Annotated in this window: 19 protein-coding genes and 1 pseudogene; 11 read left to right on the top strand and 9 right to left on the bottom strand. The window is 57.4% G+C overall.

The window, feature by feature from the left end; genetic code table 11:
* Nucleotides 1-21 precede the first annotated feature (21 nt).
* Both ychF and PSR62_RS13600 read right to left on the bottom strand, forming a co-directional pair.
* A complete protein-coding gene (gene ychF / locus PSR62_RS13605) occupies nucleotides 22-1,113 on the bottom strand; it encodes a redox-regulated ATPase YchF (RefSeq protein ID WP_274403552.1) in 1,092 nt (363 codons plus the stop codon).
* Between the two features lie 146 nt (nucleotides 1,114-1,259).
* On the bottom strand, nucleotides 1,260-2,723 hold the full coding sequence (locus PSR62_RS13600) for a porin (RefSeq protein WP_274403551.1): 1,464 nt from the start codon (nucleotides 2,721-2,723) through the stop codon (nucleotides 1,260-1,262).
* A gap of 1,027 nt (nucleotides 2,724-3,750) precedes the next feature.
* Here PSR62_RS13600 and queA point away from each other — a divergent pair.
* Nucleotides 3,751-4,917: a tRNA preQ1(34) S-adenosylmethionine ribosyltransferase-isomerase QueA gene (gene queA, locus PSR62_RS13595; protein ID WP_274408228.1), complete on the top strand. Its 1,167-nt coding sequence runs from the start codon at nucleotides 3,751-3,753 to the stop codon at nucleotides 4,915-4,917.
* On the opposite strand, the gene PSR62_RS13590 is transcribed toward queA, so the two are convergent.
* From PSR62_RS13590 to PSR62_RS13580, 3 genes are read right to left on the bottom strand one after another with little or no spacing between them, the layout of a single operon-like run.
* Entirely contained in the window at nucleotides 4,918-6,900 is a 1,983-nt protein-coding gene (locus PSR62_RS13590; protein ID WP_338020196.1) for an alpha-amylase family glycosyl hydrolase, read from the bottom strand.
* Between the two features lie 25 nt (nucleotides 6,901-6,925).
* A complete protein-coding gene (locus PSR62_RS13585; protein WP_274403549.1) occupies nucleotides 6,926-9,241 on the bottom strand; it encodes an HAD family hydrolase in 2,316 nt (771 codons plus the stop codon).
* Nucleotides 9,242-9,282: 41 nt separating this feature from the next.
* On the bottom strand, nucleotides 9,283-10,311 hold the full coding sequence (locus PSR62_RS13580) for a carbohydrate kinase family protein (protein WP_274403548.1): 1,029 nt from the start codon (nucleotides 10,309-10,311) through the stop codon (nucleotides 9,283-9,285).
* Nucleotides 10,312-10,390: 79 nt separating this feature from the next.
* Between PSR62_RS13580 and PSR62_RS13575 the strand changes: the two genes are divergently transcribed.
* A complete protein-coding gene (locus tag PSR62_RS13575; RefSeq protein WP_274403547.1) occupies nucleotides 10,391-13,207 on the top strand; it encodes an HAD-IIB family hydrolase in 2,817 nt (938 codons plus the stop codon).
* Nucleotides 13,208-13,367: 160 nt separating this feature from the next.
* Nucleotides 13,368-15,176, top strand: coding sequence for a peptidylprolyl isomerase (locus PSR62_RS13570; protein ID WP_274403546.1), 1,809 nt, complete (start codon nucleotides 13,368-13,370; stop codon nucleotides 15,174-15,176).
* A 463-nt stretch (nucleotides 15,177-15,639) separates the two neighbouring features.
* Here the strand turns inward: PSR62_RS13570 and PSR62_RS13565 are convergent, their stop codons facing one another.
* Both PSR62_RS13565 and PSR62_RS13560 read right to left on the bottom strand, forming a co-directional pair.
* The gene (locus PSR62_RS13565; protein ID WP_274403545.1) at nucleotides 15,640-17,058 is read right to left on the bottom strand and encodes a hypothetical protein; all 1,419 of its coding nucleotides are present in this window, start codon (nucleotides 17,056-17,058) and stop codon (nucleotides 15,640-15,642) included.
* A gap of 78 nt (nucleotides 17,059-17,136) precedes the next feature.
* On the bottom strand, nucleotides 17,137-17,553 hold the full coding sequence (locus tag PSR62_RS13560) for a DUF6384 family protein (protein WP_274403544.1): 417 nt from the start codon (nucleotides 17,551-17,553) through the stop codon (nucleotides 17,137-17,139).
* A 423-nt stretch (nucleotides 17,554-17,976) separates the two neighbouring features.
* On the opposite strand from PSR62_RS13560, the gene PSR62_RS13555 reads away from it, so the two are divergent.
* From PSR62_RS13555 to PSR62_RS13545, 3 genes are read left to right on the top strand one after another with little or no spacing between them, the layout of a single operon-like run.
* Entirely contained in the window at nucleotides 17,977-19,218 is a 1,242-nt protein-coding gene (locus PSR62_RS13555) for a cell surface protein (RefSeq protein ID WP_274403543.1), read from the top strand.
* Between the two features lie 36 nt (nucleotides 19,219-19,254).
* On the top strand, nucleotides 19,255-19,848 hold the full coding sequence (locus tag PSR62_RS13550) for a DNA-3-methyladenine glycosylase I (RefSeq protein WP_274403542.1): 594 nt from the start codon (nucleotides 19,255-19,257) through the stop codon (nucleotides 19,846-19,848).
* Nucleotides 19,849-19,877: 29 nt separating this feature from the next.
* Entirely contained in the window at nucleotides 19,878-20,252 is a 375-nt protein-coding gene (locus PSR62_RS13545; protein WP_274403541.1) for a hypothetical protein, read from the top strand.
* Here PSR62_RS13545 and PSR62_RS13540 read toward each other — a convergent pair.
* Nucleotides 20,198-20,533 carry a DUF952 domain-containing protein gene (locus tag PSR62_RS13540; protein ID WP_274403540.1) on the bottom strand — a complete coding sequence of 112 codons (336 nt, stop codon included), beginning with the start codon at nucleotides 20,531-20,533 and terminating at the stop codon, nucleotides 20,198-20,200. The two genes, PSR62_RS13545 and PSR62_RS13540, sit on opposite strands and share 55 nt — an antisense overlap.
* 119 nt (nucleotides 20,534-20,652) lie before the next feature.
* On the opposite strand from PSR62_RS13540, the gene PSR62_RS13535 reads away from it, so the two are divergent.
* The 5 genes and pseudogenes from PSR62_RS13535 to trhA all read left to right on the top strand — a co-directional run.
* On the top strand, nucleotides 20,653-21,051 hold the full coding sequence (locus PSR62_RS13535; protein WP_274403539.1) for a hypothetical protein: 399 nt from the start codon (nucleotides 20,653-20,655) through the stop codon (nucleotides 21,049-21,051).
* Between the two features lie 319 nt (nucleotides 21,052-21,370).
* Nucleotides 21,371-21,922 carry a hypothetical protein gene (locus PSR62_RS13530; protein ID WP_274403538.1) on the top strand — a complete coding sequence of 184 codons (552 nt, stop codon included), beginning with the start codon at nucleotides 21,371-21,373 and terminating at the stop codon, nucleotides 21,920-21,922.
* A gap of 151 nt (nucleotides 21,923-22,073) precedes the next feature.
* A complete protein-coding gene (locus tag PSR62_RS13525) occupies nucleotides 22,074-22,643 on the top strand; it encodes a cell division protein FtsH (protein ID WP_274403537.1) in 570 nt (189 codons plus the stop codon).
* Between the two features lie 64 nt (nucleotides 22,644-22,707).
* Nucleotides 22,708-23,634 carry an alpha/beta hydrolase gene (locus PSR62_RS13520; protein ID WP_274403536.1) on the top strand — a complete coding sequence of 309 codons (927 nt, stop codon included), beginning with the start codon at nucleotides 22,708-22,710 and terminating at the stop codon, nucleotides 23,632-23,634.
* Nucleotides 23,606-24,205, top strand: a pseudogene (gene trhA, locus PSR62_RS13515) (PAQR family membrane homeostasis protein TrhA); the annotation flags it as partial. The gene PSR62_RS13520 and the pseudogene trhA, both read left to right, overlap by 29 nt.
* On the opposite strand, the gene PSR62_RS13510 reads toward trhA, so the two are convergent.
* A complete protein-coding gene (locus tag PSR62_RS13510; RefSeq protein ID WP_274403535.1) occupies nucleotides 24,171-25,163 on the bottom strand; it encodes a PEP-CTERM sorting domain-containing protein in 993 nt (330 codons plus the stop codon). The pseudogene trhA and the gene PSR62_RS13510 overlap by 35 nt on opposite strands.
* Between the last annotated feature and the right edge of the window lie 44 nt (nucleotides 25,164-25,207).

The following is a 25,207-nucleotide window of genomic DNA, read 5'->3' as shown; positions in this document are numbered from 1 at the left end:
GATTCGCTGCTGCCAAGACGATCAAACGTTGAACAAGAAGTGACAGATGTCACCGTCTTGCATCACGTACGTTTTGCCTTCCACACGGAGTTTACCGGCTTGGCGAATGTCTTTCTCGGTCTTGTATTCTTCCAACTCGGGCAACTGGTAAATCTCGGCCCGGATGAACCCGCGCTCGAAATCGCTGTGGATCACGCCCGCCGCTTGTGGAGCGGTTGATCCGATCCGGACTGGCCACGCTCGGACTTCCGTTTCGCCCGCTGTGAAGAAACTTTGCAGCCCCAGCGTGCGGTAGGCTTCCCGTGCGATGACGTTCAGCGATGGCTCTTCCAAGCCCACATCCGCCAACATCTCGGCCCGATCTTCTTCGTCAAGTTCCGCGATCTCGGATTCCAATTTGGCGCAAACGCAGGCCACCGATGCTCCCGTTTTGGCAGCATGCTCTCGAACCTTGTCCACCAACTCGTGTTCGCCCTTGAGGTCGTTTTCGTCGACGTTGGCGATGTACAGAATCGGTTTCGCGGTCATCAACCCATAGCTGCTGATCGCGGCCTGTTCGGCCTCCGCCAATTCCAACGTTCGCAGCGGTTGCTCGCTTTCCAGGTGAGCGTTGCACTTCTCGATCACGGCCACGCGAAGCTTGGCTTCTTTGTCACCGCTGCGTGCAGTCCGCTGTGCCTTGCCCAACGCGTTTTCGAGCGTTTGCATATCGGCCAAAACCAGTTCGGTTTCGATCGTGTCGATGTCCGCGATTGGATTGACTTGCCCACTGACGTGAATCACATCGGGATCTTCAAAGCAGCGCACGACCTGCATGATCGCATCGACCTGGCGAATGTGGCTGAGAAACTTGTTGCCCAGACCTTCGCCTTCAGCCGCACCTTTGACGATGCCAGCGATATCGACCAGCTTCAGCGCCGATGGAATGACCTTTTGAGGTTTGATAAAATTGGTGATCCGATTCAAACGCGAATCGGGAACACTGACGATTCCCTCGTTCGGCTCGATCGTGCAGAACGGATAGTTGGCACTTTGAGCCGCGACGCTGGACGTCAGAGCGTTGAAAAGGGTGCTTTTGCCGACATTGGGCAAGCCGACGATTCCGGCTTCCATCGAGTTGCCTGAAAGATTGAGGGAAAGAAGGGGAGGGGAGAGACCGCCATGATCCGGCAGTTCTCGCGACGGCCACTGTTATGGCGATTCAAAGCCGATTCGTCGAGACGACGCGTTGAGGCGGATCCCAGCGTCCGCCCCCCGCATCAGAACTCCGCTTGAAACTGTGTTCGGAACAAGGTTCCGTTGTCACCGACCAGAATGTCGCTGGCCGTGTTCTGCAGCGGGCTGCCGTCAAGCTGCGTCACGTCGAAGGTGACCTTCAAACTTGGCTTGGACAACGGGTACCAGTTCATGCCCACGGCGTACTCGTTGGCCGCACCATAATCACCGTCGACTCGCGAATACCGCAGGTTCAGATCCAACTGCTTGGCGATCAGGAACTTGCCGCCCTCAACATACAGCCCACGCTGGAAGAGCTCGTCATTCGCAATCGCTCCATTGCCCTGCAAGTCCGTGATCCAGCGCAGGAACAGTTCACTTGTCAAACTCCATCCGCGACGCTTCCAAGCGAAGTCCACCCCGTACAACCAAACGTCGAACTCCGAAATGGACACGCCCGGCGCGATCGCCCCCGTCTGGGTCAACCGAGTGCCGTCGGAAAGCCGAACAAAATCGGCTTCGTCGTAGGAACTTCCTGACGGCTGGGCGGCCAGCGGCGAATAGACCGCTGAGTGCCCAAGTCGCCAAAGTGCCGCAGGGGTGTTTTGAAAGTCAACGATTTGCGATCCAAAATCGCCCGCTGGATCCACGTAGCTGGTCGCCGCAAACGTGAAGCGATTGTCGGTTGCTGAATTTGGCAGATTGGCCGTCCGATACCCGTTCCCAACCATGACTTGATAATGGCCGTGCTCAGCAAATCTCCCGATGCCGAACAGACCAACCGTCCGATCGGGACGAAAGAAGTCGTTCGCCATCGGGCGATCAGCGAACCGCGTCCGCCTTGCACCAAGCAGCCACTGCCGACTCGCGGTCACCTTCCGTTTGCCCATCTGAATTTGAAAACGGTCGGTTGCCTGCCAGGCCCAGAAGTAATCAAAGAAGTCCAGCATGTGGCCACCGTCCGTGTCGCCATCGACCTGCACAAAGTACGACAACCTTGGGTCAATCACGTGGCCACGAATCGCCAGTCGAGCGCGTTCGATATCCAATGCGTTGCGGTCCGCCTTCGAACGGGTGACCCCGGCGTTGTCCGTCCAGGAATCGCTCTGGGTGACAAATGAATGATGGCGGAATTGAGTCCAACCGTTGAACTTCACATCGAACGGATGCTTCTTCTGGTCGAACGGGCGAATGACGAAACCGCGATCGTAGTCGGCGTAGTAATCAAGCGTTCGAAACGCCTTGGCTTCCTCGCTCTGATCACAGTTCGCCTCCGAAGGTTGTTCGGCGACCAACGCAACCCGCTCGATCATGCCCGGCGTGCAACCGCCGCCATCGACTTCCGCCAACAAACCGAAGGGAGCTTCCGCGATCTCAAGACGGCTTTGAAGCTCTTCGATTCTGGCCTGCTGGGCGTCCAGTTGCGATTGCAGTTCCGACAACACGCTGGCAGTGTCTGGCGTCGAAAGGTCCAGCCCTGAAGCGTCTTGGCCCCAGACATTCGCCATTGGGGCGTTCCATCCCACTAGGATTGCCAAGCACGCAACCGCCAGCACTCTCGGAGCTGCACACGGCCTCGATGAAAGCTCGCGAGTCAGTCTGTGTGTCACCTCAGCCCTCCGCCAACACGAGCAGACCAGCGCCACCCCGAATGACACCTGACGATCCAATCCCTTTGATCGGCAGATGAGTGCCAGCCGTCACAACCAGCCCTTCGGGTGCCCGCAAAGTCACCCCAATCAGACCACCCTCCCGCCAGGAGGGTCGCGTCGGATCCAGCGTGCACCGCCCCGTTTCCGATTCAGTCCCCAGCAACACCACCGAGTCAACATCCTGGAAACCCGACGCGTCAGCGAGGCCCACGCGACATGCCCCACGCCGGCCCCATCCGGGGCGTCCTTTTGTTTTTCGTGATCGGTCTCGGGGCTTCCGCCCCGAGCTAAGCAAGCCGGCCCCTTCCGGGGCGATGATTGCCGCCGAATGGTGCCCCGGTACGCGGCCCCACATCGTCTGCGGCATTTTTCAATTTGCAATTTACAATTTCACTTTTTCAATCGATCCCCACCTCACCGCTCTCCAACTGCCGCCGCTCCGCGGCAGGTCGAGGCAGGGCGTAACGCCTAAGACCTCGGGTTGAAAACCCGAGGCTGACAACTGCCACCGCTCCGCGGTTGTTCGATCCCCGAACACACACCGCCAGTCGCAGAGCGACGAAAGCCGAAAGCCTTGGGTTTTCATCCCAAGGTCATCCGCCCACGACACACAACTCCCCCGGTCCCGGAGCGACGACAGTTGATCGCCGCCCCATCGCCGAACGCCCCCCATTCCGAGTCCCCGTACGATGAGCTTCCAAGCCCGCCGAAATAGAAACCCGACGCGTGACGGCCTGCTGATGGAATCCCAACCCGAAGCGTCAGCGAGGGATCGCGTGCCATTGCAACGAGCCTCTGGGTCCCTCGCTCACGCATCGGGTTACCATTTTGACGAAAAGCGGGCTCTCGTTCGCTGTGCTCGCGACAATTGCTCAGCGCCCTTATGCTGGTCGCTCGATTCTTTCCAACCCATTTCCTCCGCTCGGACGCGTCCTTCCGCATGCCATCCCTGGATCTCTACGACTACGAATTGCCTCGCGAACGCATCGCGCAGGAACCTCTGCTCAACCGCGTCGACGCTCGGCTGATGGTGATCGACCGGGCATCCGGCGAGATCGAACATCACCACGTTCGAGACCTCCCGCAGCTGCTTCGAGCCGAAGACGTGATGGTGATGAACAATTCGCGAGTCGTCCCGGCACGCTTGTTTGGACGCCGAACGAAAACCGGTGGCCGATGGCAGGGGCTGTTCTTGCGGTCGGATCGAGCAACCGGTGTTTGGGAACTGCTGACGAAGACACGCGGAACACTGCAGACCGGCGAAACGATCACCCTGGATGACCGTGATGCTCGAGCCGGTGGAGAACTGATCGTGATCGGCCGCGACGATCAAGGACACCTGCTCGTCCAACCTGTTCCTAACGATTTCTTTGCGGGACCGGCGCAGACAATCGAGCCTGGAAAATGGCTGGACCGCTACGGCCGCATTCCAATCCCACCGTACATTCGAGATGGGCACATGGTGGATGCGGACGTCACCAACTATCAAACCGTTTTCGCCAGCAGCAAACCCGAAGATGCCGCCAGCGTTGCCGCCCCCACCGCGGGACTGCACTTCACCAAGTCGTTGCTGGCGGACATCGCCAAAGGGCAAACGGCGATGGCGGAGGTCACCTTGCATGTCGGCATCGGCACCTTCCGTCCAATCGAAGTCGATGACATCGACGAGCATCGCATGCACGAAGAATGGGGCCGCATCGAAAGCGACGCGGTCACCCAAATCAACGACCGCCGGAGCGGTGGCGGGCGCTGCGTGGCCATCGGAACGACCAGCGTCCGGGTCTTGGAAAGCTGCGTCGCCGATCGAAATAAATCTGACGGGCGCGGGGTCGCGGAAACATGGACCGGAGCAACGGACATCTTCATCAAACCGCCGTATCGCTTCGGCGTCGTGGACGCGTTGATGACCAACTTCCACCAGCCCAAGAGTTCGCTGCTGGTGCTGGTCAGTGCGTTTGCAGGCCACGAACTGATTCGCCGAGCCTATCAAGAGGCGATCGAAAACGAATACCGCTTCTTCAGCTACGGCGACGCGATGCTGATCGTGTGATCAAACGCGGTGCAGCCACATGAACTCGTAAGGCCCCAACTCCAGCGGGTGCGATGTGGTGATGGTCTGACCGGAGTACAGGTCTTCGAAGAAGCGTCCCATTCCGGCCGTCCGAAGTCGATTGCTGTCGATCTGCTGCGGATGCTCACAGAAGTTCGCGACCACAATCACGCGATTGCCTTCGTGTTGCCGGACGTAACCGAGCAGGTGAGACGATTCGAGAATCAACAACTCCATGTCCAAGCCACCAAACGCGGGTGTCATCTTGCGAATCGCAATCAGCTTGCGAATCGATCGATAAATGCGACCTCGGATGGAGCCGTCGTCTCCCAGTTCGTCCAAGAACTTCCACTGCATCTTCGGCCGGTGAACCCAACGGGTGTCCCCGGCTTTGGCAGGATCTTTGACGAAGTCGTAATCATTCAGTGCTCCCCACTCTTCGCCCAAGTAAACCAGCGGAATTCCGCCGACACTGAGCATCATCGCGTTGAGCAACAGGATCCGGCGGATTGCAAGTTCCTTCCAATCATCGCGATCCGCTTCAATCGCTTGCTCCAACCCCGCGAGCGAAGCCAGCGTGCCGCTGATCCGCATGTCACCGTTTTCAGGATTGTGCTGAAACGGGACCCCGCGAGCGAAGGAGCCTTCGAATTGGCCGGTGTAAAACGCATTCAGGAACTGGCGATGCCCGAACGCTTCAATGCCAACCGCCGCAGCGTCCGCATCGTCAAACGTCCAACCAATGTCGTCATGGCAGCGGAGGTAGTTCACCCATGTGGTCCGCTCGGGCAACTTGTGACGCCGCGAAAGCGAACGCCGCAGGAGCTTTGTGTCGCGAGCTGCGAGCGACTCCCACATCAGCGCCATCAGCGTTGGGTTGTACGACGTCTGGCATTCCTTGTGACTGATGTACCGGACCACGTCATCGGGGTGAACAATGGCTTCGCTTTTGAAAACCAATCCCGGGGCTGCGATTCGGACGCAAGAATTGAAAGCACGAATCAATGTGTGGGCTTCGGGAAGATTCTCACAATTCGTTCCCATTTGCTTCCAGATGAACGCAACCGCGTCGAGTCGCAACAGGTCGACGCCGGTGTTGGCGATGAACAACATCTCCGACAACATCGCTCGGAAGACGTCAGGGTTTCGATAATTCAAATCCCACTGAAAGCTATTGAACGTGGTCCACACCCACTGCTGCATGCCATCATGCCAGGTGAAGTTCCCACGACGGACGGTGGGAAAGATTTCACGTAGCGTCCGCTCATATTGATCCGGCACGCTGCGATCAGGGAAGATGAAGTAGTACTTCTGATACTCTTCGTTTCCGGACTGTGCCTGCTGTGCCCAGTAGTGATCATCGGCGGTGTGATTGAACACAAAGTCCAGCACCAACAAGATGCCCGCTTCACGAAGGTCTGCGGCCAGCAGACGCAAATCATCGATTGTTCCGACACGCGGATCGACGCTGCGATAATTGCTGATCGCGTATCCCCCGTCATTGTTGCCGGGACGCACTGCAAACAGAGGCATCAGGTGCAGATAGGTCAGCCCGAGATCTTGGAAGTACGGGATCTGCTTCCGCAATTCACCAAGGTTCTCGCTGAACAAGTCCACATACAACGCTCCGCCAACCAACTTCTCCGACTGGTACCACTCCGGATTGTTGATCCGGTTTTCATCGTCCTTTTTCAACGGTTCCGGGCGCATCCGCCAGCCCCGAATGATTGTGAGCAGGATCTGTTCAAGGTGATAAAAGAAATCCCACTGATCGCCGTACAAGTGCACCAGATGACCAAACAGGTCATCCCAGTGCTGAACGATTCGCAATTGAATTTCGTCGGCTTCTCTTTGAGAGACGTTTTCGACCTCCCAAAACGATTCCAGTCGTGGCAGCAAACGATTCAGCGCACTTTGCGCCCGCGAATCCTTCACGCCATTGCGAACCGCGTGCATCAGCGCATTGGTGTGCGTTGCGTTCATGGTTTCTGCTGGACCGGGGGCTGAATCAGGATGCCGTGGCGGTTTCGGAAGATTGACGTTGGTGAGGGTCGTCATTCATTTCGCCTGCGGATTGTTCGTCATGTTGTTCGTTGGATTCCTCGCCCGCCGTTTCGCTGGTCCGGTGCTTCCCAGGCTCGTGCTCGATCCGATCGTTCGGAATCCGGATGTGGTTCAGGAAATCGTAGTACTCGATCCCTTCCATGATCCCGCGAGCGTGATGTCCTTCGGCGAAGTAAATCCGTGGCAATCGACGCAGCTTGTCGAGCTCGGGACTGTAATTCCCCACGACGACGCCCAGTGTGCCGCCCTTCAGCATGCCTTCGTCATTGCCGCAGTCACCCGCGACCAGCAATCGCTCCGGTTCAAAACCCCAGCGATAAGCGAGGTGCCGCAACGACAGTTCGCTGCCGCCGCGGAGCGGGATGATGTCTAAAAACGATCCCAACGACAACACGACTTTCACACGAAGTCCCGCCGAACGAAGCATTTTGCGGATTTGTGCGACTGCCGGCGAAGCTTCTGGGTCAATCCGATAACTGATTTTGAATTCGGTTTGGTCCTTCTCCGGCTGCAGAAACAACCCCGGCACATCGTCCAGCACTTCATGCACCAACTGGGGCTGCCAGTGGTGCTTGATCTGCTTTCGCCACGAAAGGTCGGGCGTGAGGTCTTGGCCGTAATACAGTTCCGTTCCCACGGCGGCCGACAGAACATCCGGACGCGGCAAATTGAGCTTGGTGATCAACGCCATCGCTTCGTCGAGAGACCGCCCGGTGTCGATCCCAAACCCGATGTCTCGCCCCGCTGTGTTCAACAGGTCAACAAAGTCAGCCAACGCGTCGTCGTCACCTGTCAACGTGTTGTCGAGGTCCGTCATGATGATGCGGTCGAACTCAGGCAGTCGACGCGTCGTTCGGCCAACGGATTGTGCCAACGCGGGAGTGGCGGACTGCTCGATGATCTCGGTCACGTCTCGCAAGTATCGATCGACGTGGTTGCCCCAACTGTAGTGCGTTCGAGACCCTTCGATGCCATTTTCGGACCACGTTTTCCACTGCTCAGGTTCGGTCAAACCTCGCATCAAAGCGTGATCGATTTCCTCCGGGGAAAGCGGATCGATGAGCAACCCGTTTTGGCAATTGGCGATGATATCGCTCGGGCCACCATCATTGGTGGCAACGATCGGAACCCCACTGGCAGCGGCTTCCAAAAGCGTCAATCCAAACGGCTCCGTCAGTGCGGGGTTGACGAAAATCCCCTTGCGTCGGGCGGTCAGACGATACAACTCCGGCACATCGCTGGGACGATGCGACTTCGGGTACGCAACGTGACCGTACAAGTTGTAAACATCAATCAGATGCAACACGTTGGTGAGAACTCGACGCTGGCCAGAGGGCATCTCGCGAAGGTCTTCTCGTGAACCAAGCACGAGGACCAAGTTCGCCATTTCGCGAAACTTGGGATTCTCGCCAAACACTCGAACCAACATTTCAATGTTTTTGCGTTCGTCCGGACGAGCCATGGCGACCACCATCGGCTTTTCGGAGTCCTTCAAAAAAGGCGTGAGCAGGTCATGAATCCGTGGCAGCGGCTCCGACTCGTCGACCGGGTGGAACTGCTTGAGATCGACGCCCGGCGGGATGACTTCCATCCGATCGGGTTGGTAGTGATCGTAAATCGCGTACTGTTCCTCGACTTCTTGACCAGTGCTGGTGATCACCAGCGAAGCGGTCTCGAGCGCGAACTCTTCCGCTTCTTCCCGAACCGTGAACTTGAACTTTTTGTCCAAATCGCGAGGCGGCTTGGGAGCCTTGGATTCTTGGGATGCCGCAATCAAACGCTGGCGTTTGACCCGCCCTAGGGAGTGTCCGGTGAAGACATAGGGGACATGCAGAAGACGAGCCAGTTGCCCGCCCGCGTAACCCGCGTCAGCGTAGTGCCCGTGGATCAAATCGGGCAAACCAACTCGCCGGTAGTGCCCCAACATCTGATCAATGAAGGTCTCCAAATATGGCCAGAGCCCCTCTTTGCGGAGATATCGTTTGGGGCCAAACGGCACCCGAACGATTTTCGCTTTTGGATTGATGACCTCTTCGACTTGGGCGTAGTCCGGCCCGACCCGCTCGTCGAAGATTTGCCGCGTGACCAATTCCACGGATTCAATTTCTTCTCGACGCGAAAGCTCTTCCGCTAATTCGAGAACGTATTTGATCTGTCCTCCCGTGTCCGCGTCTCGTCCAAGCTCGGGATCTCGAGCACGGATCAGTCCGTGCAAACTCAGCAAAGTGACGCGAAGTGTCCCGCTGGCGGGCATACTCATAGCATTCCTGTCGATAGAAGGGCCGGGCCCGCAGGTTGCGTTCAATCATCCGGAACGCGTTGGGGATCCCCGGTGAAATCAATCCGGTAAAAACTGGTCTCGTCGCTCGTCGCTCCCGGCAAACCACACACCTGAGATGCAAACTGAGTCGCACGGTTCAGGGTTGGCTCGACCGGAAGATTTCTCAAATGCCCGGCGATCACCACCGACGCAAACGCGTCTCCGGCACCGACCGGATCGATCAGCGGATCTGGTTCCGGAGCAGCCACGGTGAGCGGTTTCGCATCACCGCTGCTATCGGATTGGCTGGATTCGCTCAAATGACACTCCGCACCGTCCGCGCCGAGCGTCACCAGCAAGCAATTGAGATTGCTGTATTTATCAAGCAATTCGCGTGCCGCTGCTCGTCGATCGTCAGCACTGGACAATTGACGACCGGCCAAGTCGCTCATTTCGTCTTCGTTCAATTTGACCAACCCCGCACCCGGCATCAGGTCATCCAACCAAGCCACGTCGTAGTGCGGCTTGCGAACATTGATGTCAAAGAACACCTCAAGCTGGGTGGCTTTGTCGCCCGCAAAGTGTTCCCGGAGGCGATGAATGGTTTCTCGATTGGCTGGACTTCGGTAAGCCAATGTCCCGTGATACAGCAACGACGGGAGACCTTGTCGGGTGGCTTCGCGAATCCGATTCTTGATCGACGCCAACACTGAATCGTTGGGCATAGGAATCTGGTCGTAGGCCACGCCACGAACGATTTCGTATTGTGGCTCGCCATGATCAAGCGTCACAGCGACGGTGCCGGTGGGAACGCCCGGCAGAACAGCGACGGCTTCGGTGGACAATCCCCACTGACGCATCCGTCGAAGAATCTCGTGGCCGAGATCGTCATCGCCCACGGCGCTGACGAACAACGGCTGCAGTCCGAAGCCAGCCAAATTCCACGCCACATTCAGCGGCGCACCGCCAAGAACTTGACGATCGGGGAAACAATCCCAAAGCACTTCACCCACGATGATTGCAACGCCTGCCGGATGATCTTGACTGCGGGCAATCGACGAATCGGTCATCGTGCGTTGTAATCCTGGAGAAGCGAACTGATTGAAAATCGAAACATCATCCTCACGCGACACCGCTTAATCTTACACGATGAATTCCACGATCGCATCCAACCCCAGTCCTGCACGAACCGTTTCCATGACGTCCTTGCCACCCAAAGTCTTGGCAACGGATTTGGATGGGACGTTCCTGCCTCTCGAAGGGGACGATGCCGCCATAGTGTCGATGGGACAAATTCGGGAGTTGCTGCAGGCCAACGAAATCCCCCTGGTTTTTGTCACCGGACGCCATTTCGACTCAGTGCGAAACGCCATCGGCGAATTCGACTTGCCCAAACCAGAATGGATTCTGTGTGACGTTGGTGTCAGCATTTATCGCCGGGACACGGAGGGCGACTACGTGCTCCAATCCGCCTACGAAGAACTGCTCGATGAAGTCCTCGGTGACATCGAGGTGGAGAAACATCGGCAAGCAATCGCCGAACTGGACGACTTCACCTTGCAAGAGTCGTTCAAGCAAGGCCGCCACAAGTGGAGCTACTACGTTCCCGCCGACCAACTGGACGCTTGCCACAACGCGGTCGAAGCGTATCTCAAACTGCACGAACTTCCATGCAGCATCGTCAGCAGCATCGACCCGTTCAACAACGATGGCTTGGTCGACGTCTTGCCTCACGGAGCCTCCAAGGCCTTCGCGTTGCAGTGGTGGTGTGAACAAAACGATTTGCAACCAGAGCAGATCGTGTTCTGCGGCGACTCGGGCAACGACACCGCGGCACTCATTGCTGGCTATCGAGCGGTGGTGGTTGGCAACGCCGACCGCCAGATCGCTCGCCAGATTGCCGACACGCATCACGCTTCGGGCTGGGTGGATCGACTGAAGTTGGCGCGTGGAACCAGCACGTCAGGAGTCCTGGAGGGCGCGCGTTGGTTTGGACTGTTTGATTCGCCTGCCGAAGACAGTCCGGCGGAACCAAACCCGGCAGTGCTGCCTGAATCGATCCCCTGGGGAGCCCGACTGATTGGCGCCAACCGAGCCGAGTTCACGTTGTGGGCTCCCAAGCAAAAACGAGTGGTCCTGGAAGTGCTTCCCAACCAACTGTTCCGAATGCAACGCCAAGACCGAGGCTTTCATCATGCCATCGTCGACGGGGTCACGGATGGCACCCGGTACCAATTCCGATTCGTTCGCGATGAACACGCCAAGGCGTTCGATGACGAGGCAACCAAACTGACGGCCGACATGCTGTTGCATGCCCTTCCTGACCCGGCATCGCGTTTCCAACCCGAAGGTGTCCATGGCCCTTCCGCGATTGTCGCCACTCAGTTCCCCTTTCAACCAACAGCCGATTCAGCTGCCGACGCATTGGATGAACTGATCATCTACGAGATGCACCTGGGCACGTTCACCGAGCAAGGAACCTATCTCTCCGCCATCGAACGCTTGGACGAATTGGTCGACCTGGGAATCACGGCCATTGAATTGATGCCGATTGCTGCGTGCGCCGGTCGCTGGAACTGGGGATACGACGGAACACATTGGTACGCTCCGATGACGGCGTTCGGAACTCCCGATGAGTTCCGACAACTCATCGACGCCGCGCACACCCGCGGGCTGCTGATGATGGTCGATGTGGTTTACAACCACTTCGGTCCGGAAGGCAACTACTGGTCTGAATTCGGTCCTTACACCTCTCGCAAACACAACACCGTCTGGGGAGCAGCCCCGAATTTCGATGATCCCAAACGAGGTGACATCGTTCGTCGGTTTGTGATCGACAACGCGATCATGTGGCTCAACGAATACAACTTGGATGGTCTGAGAGTGGATGCCATTCACTGCATGAAAGACGACTCGGAGAAACACATCACGACTCAGATGAGCGAAGAGATTCGGCGTTGGTCCGACCAAGTCGGCCGTCGCGTCTGGCTGATCGCCGAGACCAACGTCTACGATGCCGCGATGGTCAAACCACTCAGCGAAGGCGGCACCGGATTCGACGCACAGTGGAGCGATGACTATGTCCACAGCATGTTCGCGACTGTTCGGCCGGGCGAACAACTCACGCATCGAATTTACTCGCCAGGCAGCGACTTGGAACAAACGCTTCGGCGTGGATTCGTGTTTGCTGGCGACGTCCGAGGCGACCGAGGACGTGAGTCGGAAACCACCTTGGACACAGACGCAATGCTGCCACGCATCAACACTCAGTCGTCCATCGTCTGCATCCAAAACCACGACTTCATCGGCAATCATCCGACCGGCATGCGATTGCACCAACTGACCTCACCGGAGACGCAGGCCGCCGCCGTGACGCTGGCGATCCTGCTGCCATCCATTCCGATGCTGTTCATGGGAGAAGAATTCGCCTCCCCCAACCCGTTTCAGTTCTTCGTTGACTTTGGCGACCCGCGCTTGCAACGGGCGGTGGTCCGAGGTCGCAAACGCGATTACCCCCAGCACGATTGGAGCGACGGGGTGCTCCCCACCGACGAAGCCGCCATGCGGTCCTCCGTGATCGGCAGCGTGGAATCGGGCAGCGAAACGATGCGAAACTGGTACAAGACCCTGATCTCGATCCGCAAACGCTTCGTTGAAACCGGGCTCTTGTCACCGGACCACTTTCACGTCGACGTCAACCGCGAGATCAACCTCTACTCGCTCAGCTACCAAACACCGGACGAGGCGTTGCAGGTCATGGTCCGCCTCTCACCTCTGCAGGAAGAAGAGGCCTCCCAGGAAGCAGCGACCGTCCAACCGCTGCCGGCCAAACCGATGGAAGACTCGCCTGGATCCTGGCGGTTGCTCGCCGATTCGATGGAAGCGTTCGGACAGCCGTTGACCGATGGATTGCTGCCCAACCACGCTCGCATTTGCTTGTTCGAAAGAGAAGCAGCGAACTCCTGACCCTTCCTGACCTGCCGAGACCGCCCGCTTTACCAGCGATGCCTCTTCTTTGCCGCCGTTTCTGTCGCTGCGTGGTTTGATTGAACTTGAGGCAAAAATGTGATTTTCCTAAAGTCGCGACTTCAGGACCAAAATCACCCGGATAAAGGAATGTCCGAAGATGACCATTCAATCACACTTGGCGTTGCCCCCAACGTCTTCCCGCACGTTCATTCGGCGAGCCATTGTGCTCACCGCTGCCATCATGGCGATCCTGGGCGGCGTTTCGACCATGCGAGTCGAAGCGGCGGAAAACTCGGTCGTCGCCGTGGTCAATGCCGACCCGATTTCACGTGACGCATTGGCATCTGCCAGCGTTGAGCGGTACGGGACCGATGTGCTGGACAACCTGATCAACCGACACCTGATCATGCAGGAATGCAAACGCCGTGGACTCGGCGTCACCAACGAAGAGGTTCGCACCGAAATCTTTCGGGTCGCCAAGAAGTTCGGCCTGAATGTCGAAAGCTACCTGCAATTGCTGCAAGAAGAACGCGACATCACACCGGATCAATACAGCCGTGAAATCATTTGGCCCATGCTGGCACTGCGAAAGCTGGTGGCCGATGAAGTGGTCGTGACGCAAGAAGAATTCAACCGCGCCTTTGTTTCACAGTATGGCGAAGCGATCAAATGCCGGATGGTGATGGTGCAAGACAAATCGCAAGCCACCCAATTGCATGCTCAAGCCGTCGCCGAACCAAGCAGCTTTGCTCGCCTTGCCAAGGAGTTCAGCGAAGACCCCACCAGTGCCAGCGTCGGTGGTTTGATTCCACCGATCCGCCGCTACATGGGTGACCAAGCCATCGAAGATGCCGCCTTCGCTTTGGATGTCGCGGAAGTCTCCGATGTGTTGCCAGTCGGCGACCACTGGATGTTCCTGCAAGCCGTTCGCCGGATGCCAGCCAGTCAACCAGCACCGCAAGCCTTGCCCGCGATCAAAGAACAGATCAACGACCGAATCCGCGACGAAAAAATGAAGACGGCTGCCAGCCAGCTGTTCGCCCAACTTCAGGAGCAAGCTCAGGTCGTCAAAGTCCTGGGAGATGCCGAAGCATCAGCCAAGCACCCCGGCGTCGCCGCGATCATCAACGGACAGCAAGTTTCGATCGCCAACGTGGCAGCCGAATGCATCAAGCGTCATGGCGAAAGCGTCTTGGAAGGCGAAATCAATCGCAAGCTGCTGACTCAAGCGCTCGCGAAATCGGGCAAGAAGATCAGCAACGAGGACTTGAAACTCGAGATCGAACGAGCAGCGATCAGCTTTGGCTACATGAACGCCAACGGATCCGCGGACATCGAAGGCTGGTTCGCTGCCGTCCTCGAAGGTGGCCCCGGTACCCGTGAGGTTTACATCGAAGATGTGGTCTGGCCGAGCGTCGCACTCAAGAAGTTGGTCGAAGACGAAACGAACCTGACCCAAGAAGACCTGCAACAAGGCTTCGAATCGCACTACGGACCTCGTGCCGAAGTCCTGGCGTGCGTGTTGTCCGACCAACGCAGCGCCCAAAAGGTTTGGGAGATGGCTCGCGACAACCCAACGGACCAATTCTTCGGCCAGCTGGCCAACCAGTACAGCATCGAACCGGTTTCTTCCAGCAACTTCGGGAAGGTCCCACCGATTCGCAAACACGGTGGCCAACCCTCGGTTGAAAAAGAGGTCTTCCAAATGAAGCCCGGCGACCTCAGTGGCATCATCGCAACCGGCGACAAGTACATCATCCTGCGTTGCCAAGGATTCACCGAGCCCGTTGTTTCGGACTTCAATGCGGTCCAAGAAGAACTTCGCAGCGTTCTGATCGAAAAGAAAATGAACGTGGCGATGGGTCTGAAATACGACCAACTCAAGCAAACAGCTGAGATCGACAACTTCTTCGTCGCTGCCAAAGAAATCCCACGCGTGGCGGCCGAGAGCAACGGCACTCGCTGATCGCCGGGAACACTCAACGATTTCTCTGAGCAAGATCGCTCAGACAACAACATCGGCCACGCCTGGATGCCCATCATCCAAGCGTGGCTTTTTCTTGTTTTGCCAACCAGTGGTCTGTTACAGCTTGATTTCAGGGTAGCGAAACTCGGCAAGCGTTTTGCTGATAGCGGGAAAACCAAAAGTCTTGACGACTTTCGCTACGGCCCGAACCCTTCTCCCGAAACGAAGTTGGGGGACAGATCGCGCGACGCCGTTCAGGCGTACGCGAGGGTGAGGGACGGGCATGGGAGGCGGCGTGAATTACCCTCCCCCGGAAAGCTCGCTGAACGCTCGTTTTCCGACCCCTCCCGTTTTCAGCGGGCGGGGTCCTGCAAGTCACGACTTCAAAACGGCACGACCTCCGCGATAGGGAGAAGCGAGAAGCGACTCGAGACCCAACACGGACCACGCGATTCGAAAGCGATCAGCGGCGACGACGGGTGCGTCGACCGGCGCGGCGAGCGTGCTCGCTCATCGCACCAGCGGCAGCATGCGCCATTGCGTTGACCAGGACCTGCGTCATGGGATGCGTCGCGACGTTGGTGACTCGATCCATCGCCGTTGGCCCCCAACTTTGCATCCGCCGGATGGAATTCCAGAGGTCGTCCACATCGTGTGCCGTGCGGGCTCGATCCAGCGGCGTCAGCACATCGAGCATGTCCGAGAACTGACAACGAGCTTGCTCGTAACCCGACGCACGAAATCGCTGAATCAATCGGCCAATCGCTTGATGGATTTGTTGCTGCTCCACCATTTCATCCTGATGCCGATTGCTCGACAACTCCGTCTCGTCCATGCGGGTTTCGATCCCACGTAGCGACGCGACGATTTGATCGTCGGTGATCTCGGGCGTCCGCCGGGCTTGCTGGCGAAGTTCATGTGTGTCGGTCCGAGCCAGCATGTCACGGAACAGATCGATCGCTTCTTGGTAATACGAACACTGCGGCGTCTCGAGCTCGGTCAGCTTGGCCTGTGTTTGTTCACAACGCTGCGTCCACTCGTCGAGATCCTTCAGCGTCGCATCGCGTTGCCGATGGAGCGTCCGCACTTCGCGAAGGTGTTGATCCAATCCGTGTTGGGCAGCGGCATCGTCTCGATATTTCGCCAGCTCTTCCATGACGGTTTCGAGAGCCTCCCGATCTTCCGCGATGATCGTTCGCATCGTCTCGGGAGTGGTCGTCAAGTAGTCGTAGTTGCGTTTGGATTCGTGGTACTTGGTCAGCTTGGCAACCCAGCGGTCCATCCGCCGCGTGAGCCCACGGTGGGTGTACTCGGACGTTCCAAATTTTCGGTCCTTCAAGTAGCTGAACAGATTGCACTCTTCGTACGCCGGCAGCTTTCTCGCGGCATCTTGACTGATTTCGTCCAAGTTGGCTTCGGCGCGTTCCAGCGCGGCCTCGGCCATGGCGGCGCGGTCCGACAGAGTCACAAAACCGGGGTTCTCTCGGAGCGTTTGCTCGACGGCGGTGATCAGTTCTTCTTGCTTCGCTTCGGCCAACTCGATCGATTCATTCAGCTCCGCCAGCGCGGCTTCTTGGGTCTCTCGTCCATGCGTGTCGGCCTCCAGGTCCTCGTGCAATCGCCGTGCATGGTCCTGTTTTCGCAATAGAATTTCGGCCATCGAGGGTCGCACCTCGGACCAGGTCTCCTGGATCGCTTCGGTGGTCAACTCCGGCAGGTAGTGCTGAGCCAAACTGCGCAGCGTCTCTTCCCGCTGATTTTGCAACGTGTCTTGGGTCGACTGAAAGTCACCCAACTGAGAACGGAACTGTTCCAATTTCACGGCGGCTTGGTTGTAAGCCGTCAGCAGTTGTTGATGGACGGTGGGTCCGGTCAGCGGCATGGCGAGACGAGGGGGAGAAAGGAACGTTTGCAAAAAACGCGAGGAGGCAGCGAGATCGAAGTGAAGACCGAGGTCGGCTCAGGAAAAAAAGTACCAAGCTCCCGCGGCGGCGACCGTCGTTGCGGCCATGGCGATCCGAGTTCGCCAAATCCAGCAATAGGCGACAAACTTTTTGAACCCGGGCTGGGGTTTTTCGTAGGTGTGAAGATTGGACAGGTATTGATCAATCGCGGCGTCGATCTCCGCCGCACTGACGTGATCGCCAGACAACGCTGCGGTTCGCATCAGCTTTTCACGCAATTGAATCCGGACGTCGTCGGAACGAAACATGTCTTCGGCGGTGGAACGCCGGTCCCGCAATTCACGAGCCACGTCCATGACCCGCAAGGTTTCCGCGATCGTCAGGTCTTCGCCAGGCAGTTTGGTCGCCGCGCGTCGTTCGCGCAGCTGTTCCATGGTGGACGGTGCGGTCGCTTGTGCTTGAGCGTTGGCCATGAGGACGAGAATGGAGAAAAGTGGTTGGCGTTGAATGAAGAAGGCCGTTCATCGCGATCTTCGAGGCGCTGCAAATCGAACAAGTCTTTCGTGATGCTGCGGAATGAATTGTATCGCTGAGTCGCGGCATCGCGGGAGTGGTCTGTTCCGCTTTCGTATGATTGCCCCTGGTTGCAGAGCAACGTAGTCTAACCAGGGTCCTGGAAACGACTTTCCCGCCTCTTCACGTTCCACGCCAATGGGGCAGGGTGGTTTCCCGTGACGTCCAACTGACACGATCAATTTGATGCGCCCTGATCGGTGGTAAAAATCCGCCAAGCTGGGCAATGGTACAATCTCGCGGCGGAACATCCTGCCTTGGATGCGTCCCCCGAGAATGAGTTTCCTTTTCACGTTTCTATTTTTACGCACGAGTTCTTGGTCATGAGCCAGCAAGCCAAAGCCTCTGCTCCGGCAGAGTCCGCCCAACAAACCACGCCGGCCGCTCCGGCGACGCAGCGTGACACTCAATCCATGCGCCAGTACCTGGACAGTGCCCTCGAAACGCTGAAGAAGTTTGGCGCGGCCGAAAACACGGCCCCCCAAGAACTGCTCAGCTTGCTCGAAGGTGTTCGGCATCTGGACGAAGCCAAGGTGCTGGCAATCGCGGACGTGATCAAACACATGAGTTCGTTCAACGCACTCGTCCGTGACAACATCGAATCGGTCCAGATCGGCAACCGCTACATGGACATCACCCAGATGTTCGATTCGGTCCGCGAGGACAGCAAGCGTCTGATCTCACAATTGGACGATGGAAAGATCAGCGGCACCGAAAAGGTTTCGAACTGGTGGATGAAACTCCGTCGCGGAACCCCCAGCGATCGATTTGAAAAAATCGCGGAAGTCTACGGCGAGGTCGCCAAAGACACGAAGGATGCGTTGAAGATCGAAGAACAGATCATGGACGCGTACATCGACTTCCGCTTCGCGCTCAAGGAAGCCGAAGTGCTCGCTCGCGAATTGCTGGACACCCACGCTCCGATTCTAGAAGCCGCCAAAGATGGGTTGGCAACCGCGCAAGAGGCGCTCGACAACTACGCAGGAGAAGACCAAGCGGGCAAGAGCCAACTGCAATTGCGACGCGACGAAGCGCGTCACAAATTTGAGGAAGAGGACAAAACCTACCAATTGCTCAAGGACATCGCTGAGAACCTCGAGGTTGGTTACGACGTCGGTGAAACGCTGATCACCAAACTGAAACAAACTCACGATGTGAAGGAACGTGTGTTCCGTCGCGCCGTGACGTTCTTCACCACCAACGAACACGTCTTCACGATCCTGGGCACGGTCTACACCAGCCAACATGGTTTGCACGAAGTCACCCAGGCCACCGAGGCCATGAAAGAAGGCGTGAACAAGGGACTGGAAGACATCGCTGGCTTGGGTCGCGAATTGGAACGTGCCGCTTTGAAAGCCGGTTACGGAAGCACGATCGATCCCGAGTCGGTGCAGAAACTGGTCGACGCGATCAGCGGTTTCCAAATCGAATCGCTGCAGATGATCGCTGAACTCCGCAAAGAAAGCGAAGAGAGCACCAAGGCAATTCGCAAAAGCGTCGAGGAAGGCAAGAAGAAATACCAGCAAACCCTCGGCCGCTACGCTCGCGGTGACTCGCTGGTGTAGGTCCGTTTCGCTTCCACTGAGCAACAGTCCAGCGACGTGCCACAGGATCTCCTCACCGACGAAGAAGGCAATGCTCGCTGTGGCTGGTGCGGTCCCGACGCGGTCTACATCCGCTACCACGACGAGGAGTGGGGCGTCCCTGTCCGAGACGATCTCCGTCTGTTTGAAAAGATCTGCTTGGAAGGTTTTCAGTGCGGCCTGTCTTGGATCACGATTTTGAAACGCCGCGAAGCGTTCCGGGAATGCTTCGCTGGCTTCGATCCGCATCGGCTCGCGAAGTTCACGCCGTCCGATGTTGAGCGACTGATGATCGATGCTCGGATCATCCGAAACCGAGCCAAAATGGAAGCCGCGATTCAGAACGCTCGGACGATGCGAGCGTTGCTGGATGATGGTGAGTCGCTTGCCGAGTTGCTTTGGCAATTCGCCCCTGAGAAACAACGGGTCTATCGAAGACTCGATCAAGTCCCGGCGATCACCGACGAGTCAACCAAGATGAGCCGCGTGCTGAAGAAGTCCGGTTGGAAATTCGTCGGACCAACGACCTGTTATGCTCTGATGCAGGCGTCCGGCATGGTCAACGATCATTTGGTTGGCTGCCATCGACATCCCTTGATTCAATCGATGTGAGCCGCGGGATCCCGTGGAAGGAGACCAGCATGGACCTGCCGCCTGACCATTCATCTGCTCAGCTTCCGACCAACCAAGGTTGGTTCCAAACTTGGCGTGCCGTGGACAGGAAAAGCTTCGCTGCCGGATTGGGTGGGCTTTTGATCTGGTTGGCGTCCTGCATTGTTCTCGGACTCGGTTACTTAGCAATCTTGGAAGAAGTCATCCTGGGTCTGATGCTCGCTTCTGTGTTTTGCGGATTCATGTTCATCGCGTCGGCGTGGGGCGGTTTGCGATGGCTTCGCTATTGGGGCTGGACACTGCAACACGCTCGCGGCCACGAAAACTCGGCTGCGCGATCGTTGCCGAATCAGGTCAACACCGATTCGACTCGTTCGACCGCCGAGAGCGGCAGCTCCGCATAGAGGTGTGGGAAGCGGTCGCCTCCGCGTGATTCCTCCCATCGTAAATTCGCCTCGATCTCAGCGACACGGATGTGCAGCACCACCAACCCGGTCTGGCCGGCGAAGTGAGCCGCCAATGTTCCGGGGACTTGTTGCTCACTCGACAGATGAATGAAGCCATCGCTGACATCAATCGGTGCTGGCAGAAGGACGCCCGTGGCTTGCATTTGCTCCCATTGCTGCTGGGTTGCAATTTTACAAACGACGGTGGGCGGGTCGTTGGACAGTTGGTTGCTGGACATGGCACTGCGCAGAAAGAAAGCCGGCTGAAAACTCAACCGGCTTTGTAGTCGTCTTAAAGACGTTGTTCAATTGTGGCGGGTCGGTGATCCGGCCAGCCGTTCCCAATCAGTCGCGAACGATGACGCGGCCCAGTGGCGTGAAGACGACGTCCACGCAAGTGTCACAGCAAGGGAACTTGAAAGTCATGACCTTGCGGCCCAAGAAACCCTTCTTGCAGCAAACCATTTCAGGGATCACGTTTTCGCAGCAAGCAGGAACGCAGGCGCTGACTTCAACAGGGCAGCAGGTCAAAGGATTCTTGACGCACCACGAGACCTTCACAGGTGCCGGTGGGCAGCACACGGGAGCTGGTTCGCAGCAAACCGGTGCGGGTGCTTCGCAGCACACGGGAGCGGCTTCGCAGCAGTCGCTGCCACAGCCGAGCAGGCCGCAAGCGCTGGCGGTTGAAGCGAACGAAACACAAACAGCAACCGCAGCAGCGGCAAAGAAACGAGCGAAATTCATTGGAAATTCCTAACGGGTAAGGAGCAGGTACACGCTGTAACTTTCAACGCAATTGTGCGTTTGGGGGAAACCTTGCCATCAGATTGAGCCCATTGTCAGGGAACAACACGATACAATTGGAGCGATCCTCACTAGCCGCATCGCATGGACGTTAGAATAATCAGAAGCGGTCCCCCAAGTCGCAAATTTTTCTCGCGGATTGGCTACCAACAATGGCGGATCAATTGATCCAAACGTCATTTCCCTCACACAGTACTTGTTCCCCCTCGCGAGGAATTTGGGCGACTCTGCCCAACCTCGCAAAGTATCCCCGCTTCAAACGGAGAAGCTTGATGTCGCGTTTGTTTCTGACTGCCGCCTTGGCCTGTGCAATGGCAATTCCCGCTGCGTTCGCCGCAGACCCTGCCACCGCCGACAAAGGACTCTGCCAGGGCGACCCAATCGGCGCGTTCTACGTGACCAAAGTCGCTGGCGCTGAAGACGATGGTGTCGAAGCCGGCGAAGCTCTTTGCTATCGCTGCAAGTACGGCTCACGCCCCATGGTCATGGTTTTCGCTCGCCAAACGGGTGAACCTGTCGCGAAATTGGTCAAGGAAATCGATTCCGCCGTGGCTGCCAACGGTGACGCACAACTGAAGGGTTTCGTCACGCTGTTCGGCGACAAAGCTGATAGCCTCAAAGGCGAAGGCAAGAAAATGGCTAGCAAAAACGTGCCAATCGTCGTTGCCAAGGACAAGAATGGCCCTGCCAACTACAAACTGTCCGACGCACAGGTCACGATCGTGATCGCCAACGACTCGCAAGTCGTCGCTCGCCACGAATTCGATGCTGACAAGGTCGACGTCGCAGCTGTGATGTCCGAAGTCAAGCAAATGTTGAACTAGTTCGTCTCGAAGCTCGCACTCCGAGCTTCTCGAACCATGCCAATGGACCGCCGCCAGTGTTGCTCACTCGCGGCGGTTTTTTCGTGCGCCGTCCCCCCCGCTGCCGCAATCGATCCCGGTCAGGTCGTGCAAATCAATCGTCACCGCTACGATGAACATCGCAACGAAACACCAGCACGATGAATGGTTGATGGACTGGACTTGGGCAGACGACGAAGACGAGTTGGTGACCGCCTACCACGAGGCCGGTCACGCGATCGTGGGCTGCGCTCTGGGGGCGCAGATCGACCGCGTGAGCCTGTCGCAAGCGTCCATGTTCGATGACCAAGACGACGGGATGCCGCATCGCTTTGGTGACTGCATCGTCAACTGGGGGCGGGTCGATCCAAGTGACAGCTGGCAACGACAACGTGAATTGCTGACGATTCTTGCCGGACCAGTCGCCGAATTTGTCTACCAAAGTGGTGACGAGGATTTGCTGGACGTTCGAACATGGGCCAGTGATTGGCGACAGGCTCAGCTGTGTGCCGCGGCGATCAAGCCACAGGCGGCACAGCAAGTTCAATTGCTACGGGAAGCGGTCCATCGGTTGCGAAAAATCGTCGCCGCGGATCCCTGCTGGTCGGCGATCGCGGCATTGGCTGACGAGCTGATGCTGGGAGATGAAATCGAAGGTGAACAGGTCGCGGATCTGGTCCGTTTCTGGTGGAGCCGCGCGTGAACAACGCATGGGTTACGATGTCGATCTGTTTTTCGAAAGTGTTCTCCCCACGGATTTGCCTGCAATGAAAATCAATTGTTTGATCAATCAAAACAGACTTTGGAGCGTCTCCCTGATCGCCATGCTGATGGCCACCACCTGTTTCGGCGCAGAACCCGTCGATGTTGTTCCCGTTTGGCCCTCCGCGGCACCGCAGTGGGACGCGCCTACAGAACCAGAAAGTGATTTCACCAAACCGACCGACAATCAAGTGGGTGGTCGACGGTTGATTCGCCTGGGAAATGTCTCCACTCCAGAACTGCACGTCTTTCCCGCCAAAGATGAGAACGGCGATCCGTCCAAGACCGTGATGGTCATCTGCCCAGGGGGCGGGTTCTCGATTCTGGCTTGGGACTTGGAAGGCACTGAAATCGCAGAGCAACTGGTCGCCGGCGGTGTGACCAGCGTGGTTTTGAAGTACCGGGTGCCGACCCGTTCCATGGATCCCAAATGGAAACCACCCGTCCAAGACATCCAACGTTCAATCGCCCTGATTCGGGCGGGCAAGGTCACGGGCAACGCCCCCGATCAGGTCGGTGTGATGGGTTTTTCTGCCGGTGGTCAGGCGGCATGCCGTGCAGCGACGATCACAGAACGTCAGTACAAATCGATCGATGAGCACGACGAAGCAATCCGGCTTCCCGATTTCGCTTGCCTGATCTATCCCGCTTGGTTGGTCAAAGAAGATTCCCCCACGGAACTGGACGGCTTTGAAATCAACGAGAACTCACCGCCGATGTTCTTGGTCCATGGCGAAGATGATCGCCTGACGGTCATGAACTGCGTGACCATGTTCACCAAACTGCATGAAGCCGGGGTGCCCTCGGCACTGCACGTGTTCACCGGAAGCGGGCACGGTTTCGGAGGACGAATGGACGGTCGAGCCGACGACCTTTGGCCCGAACTCTGTCTGCGCTGGCTGCGTGACGAAAACCTTCTATCAGGAAACTAAAACGTTGAACCACACCTTGGATGCACCGCCGATTCAGCCCGAGCAAGAATGGGCGAACGCGTGGACACACGGGTTGTCCGCCGTTCTCTGGTGTGGCGTTGGAACTTGGCTCGTGAGGTCATCGGCAGGCGATCCTGGTCTGGCGATTGCTTGCGGCGTCTACGCCGCTTCGGTTGTCACAACGTTTGTTTGCTCGACATTGTCACACGTGTTCCTGAAGCGTCCCTGGGTGGACCGTTTCCGTGCCTGTGATCAAGCCGCGATCTACTTGATGATCATCGGAACGTACACGCCGATCGCTTATGCGTATTCACCAAGCGGTTGGCGGATTCCGTTGCTCACCGCGATGTGGGTGGCAGCTCTGGCTGGGTTCTTCAACAAAGCTGTGCGGATGCATCGACTGCATTCAATCAGCGTGGTTTCGTACTTGTTGCTGGGTTGGTTGCCAGCCATTCCGCTGATCGCAAATGTGCCCGTGGAACTCGCCTACGCCATGTTCATTGGCGGCGTGCTCTACAGCCTGGGCACCATCTTTCTCATGAACGATCGCAGAGCCCCGTACTTGCATGCGGTGTGGCACCTGATGGTACTGCTTGCGTCACTTGTCCACGCAATCGGGATCGCTTGGTACGTCGTCGCGCCCATCCAAAGCCCAGCGTTGTAAGCATCGCCCAAGCCATGGACGGCTCCGGCACCGCGACGACGGAGATCGAAAAACCGTCCGCGGAGACTTCTGTCGCAATCAGATCCACGTAAGGCGAAACGAAGTTGTTGAAGCTGAACTTCTCCATCGTTTCCGAATCCGTGGCGATTCCCATGTTCGTTCCGGTGAACACGTACTGCCCGCCAAGTTCGATGAACGAGCCCTCGCCAGAGTCTCCACCGACCAGCGTGAGCTCATCCAGGCCGCCCCCACCCAGTGGATCATCCCATCGATAAATCACTGACTCGGTGATTGCACCGGTGTTCAGTTCCACCGTCTGCGTGAAATCGATCGTGTCGGACCCGAACTGAGAATTTTGACCTTGAACGATCATGCTCCGCCCCAGCATGTCAAAGTAGCCACCGCCCAGTACCGCCAACGGCGTGATCCCATCGGCAAGCGGAACCGGGGCATCCAGTTTGACGAGCAACAAATCGCTGTTGTGACTGGTGCCTGCCAGCAATGTCGTGCCGTTCGAAAGCAGAAAGTCGTTCTGCAAGGTTGTTTGCAAAATGGTCGACGAATCAGCGGTGTAGGTATGCCGCGTCCCATCGGCGGCAACAAAGGTCGGGTTGATCATTCCCGTGTGCGTCGCAGTCACGTAGTGTTGCGGGGAAATCAAAACAGCACGCTGAACCGCGACGCCGGTGAGCAACGCATGATCCAACCAGAAGTTTGGATTGAGCGAATCGTCGCCCAAAAAGCGGTTGTGCCGGTCTGCTGAGAAGTTCGCGAACGTGGCGGCTTCCACCGATTCCATCGCAGAAACACAAAGCAACGCGAACGCGAACGCGAAACAGATTCCGATTCGACGGGGAATGGACATTCTTTGATCATCCAGGTATCGGTTTTGCAAACTCAACGCTGCTC

The organism is Rhodopirellula sp. P2, assembly GCF_028768465.1.
Classification (GTDB): domain Bacteria; phylum Planctomycetota; class Planctomycetia; order Pirellulales; family Pirellulaceae; genus Rhodopirellula.
This window is presented reverse-complemented; position numbering and strand designations above follow the sequence as displayed.

Coding starts and splice junctions, on each gene's coding strand:
- ychF (WP_274403552.1), bottom strand. CDS start 1,113: ATGGAAGCCGGAATCGTCGGCTTGCCCAATGTCGGCAAAAGCACCCTT.
- PSR62_RS13600 (WP_274403551.1), bottom strand. CDS start 2,723: ATGGCGAATGTCTGGGGCCAAGACGCTTCAGGGCTGGACCTTTCGACG.
- queA (WP_274408228.1), top strand. CDS start 3,751: ATGCTGGTCGCTCGATTCTTTCCAACCCATTTCCTCCGCTCGGACGCG.
- PSR62_RS13590 (WP_338020196.1), bottom strand. CDS start 6,900: ATGAACGCAACGCACACCAATGCGCTGATGCACGCGGTTCGCAATGGC.
- PSR62_RS13585 (WP_274403549.1), bottom strand. CDS start 9,241: ATGAGTATGCCCGCCAGCGGGACACTTCGCGTCACTTTGCTGAGTTTG.
- PSR62_RS13580 (WP_274403548.1), bottom strand. CDS start 10,311: ATGACCGATTCGTCGATTGCCCGCAGTCAAGATCATCCGGCAGGCGTT.
- PSR62_RS13575 (WP_274403547.1), top strand. CDS start 10,391: ATGAATTCCACGATCGCATCCAACCCCAGTCCTGCACGAACCGTTTCC.
- PSR62_RS13570 (WP_274403546.1), top strand. CDS start 13,368: ATGACCATTCAATCACACTTGGCGTTGCCCCCAACGTCTTCCCGCACG.
- PSR62_RS13565 (WP_274403545.1), bottom strand. CDS start 17,058: ATGCCGCTGACCGGACCCACCGTCCATCAACAACTGCTGACGGCTTAC.
- PSR62_RS13560 (WP_274403544.1), bottom strand. CDS start 17,553: ATGGCCAACGCTCAAGCACAAGCGACCGCACCGTCCACCATGGAACAG.
- PSR62_RS13555 (WP_274403543.1), top strand. CDS start 17,977: ATGAGCCAGCAAGCCAAAGCCTCTGCTCCGGCAGAGTCCGCCCAACAA.
- PSR62_RS13545 (WP_274403541.1), top strand. CDS start 19,878: ATGGACCTGCCGCCTGACCATTCATCTGCTCAGCTTCCGACCAACCAA.
- PSR62_RS13540 (WP_274403540.1), bottom strand. CDS start 20,533: ATGTCCAGCAACCAACTGTCCAACGACCCGCCCACCGTCGTTTGTAAA.
- PSR62_RS13535 (WP_274403539.1), top strand. CDS start 20,653: ATGACGCGGCCCAGTGGCGTGAAGACGACGTCCACGCAAGTGTCACAG.
- PSR62_RS13530 (WP_274403538.1), top strand. CDS start 21,371: ATGTCGCGTTTGTTTCTGACTGCCGCCTTGGCCTGTGCAATGGCAATT.
- PSR62_RS13525 (WP_274403537.1), top strand. CDS start 22,074: ATGAACATCGCAACGAAACACCAGCACGATGAATGGTTGATGGACTGG.
- PSR62_RS13520 (WP_274403536.1), top strand. CDS start 22,708: ATGAAAATCAATTGTTTGATCAATCAAAACAGACTTTGGAGCGTCTCC.
- PSR62_RS13510 (WP_274403535.1), bottom strand. CDS start 25,163: ATGTCCATTCCCCGTCGAATCGGAATCTGTTTCGCGTTCGCGTTCGCG.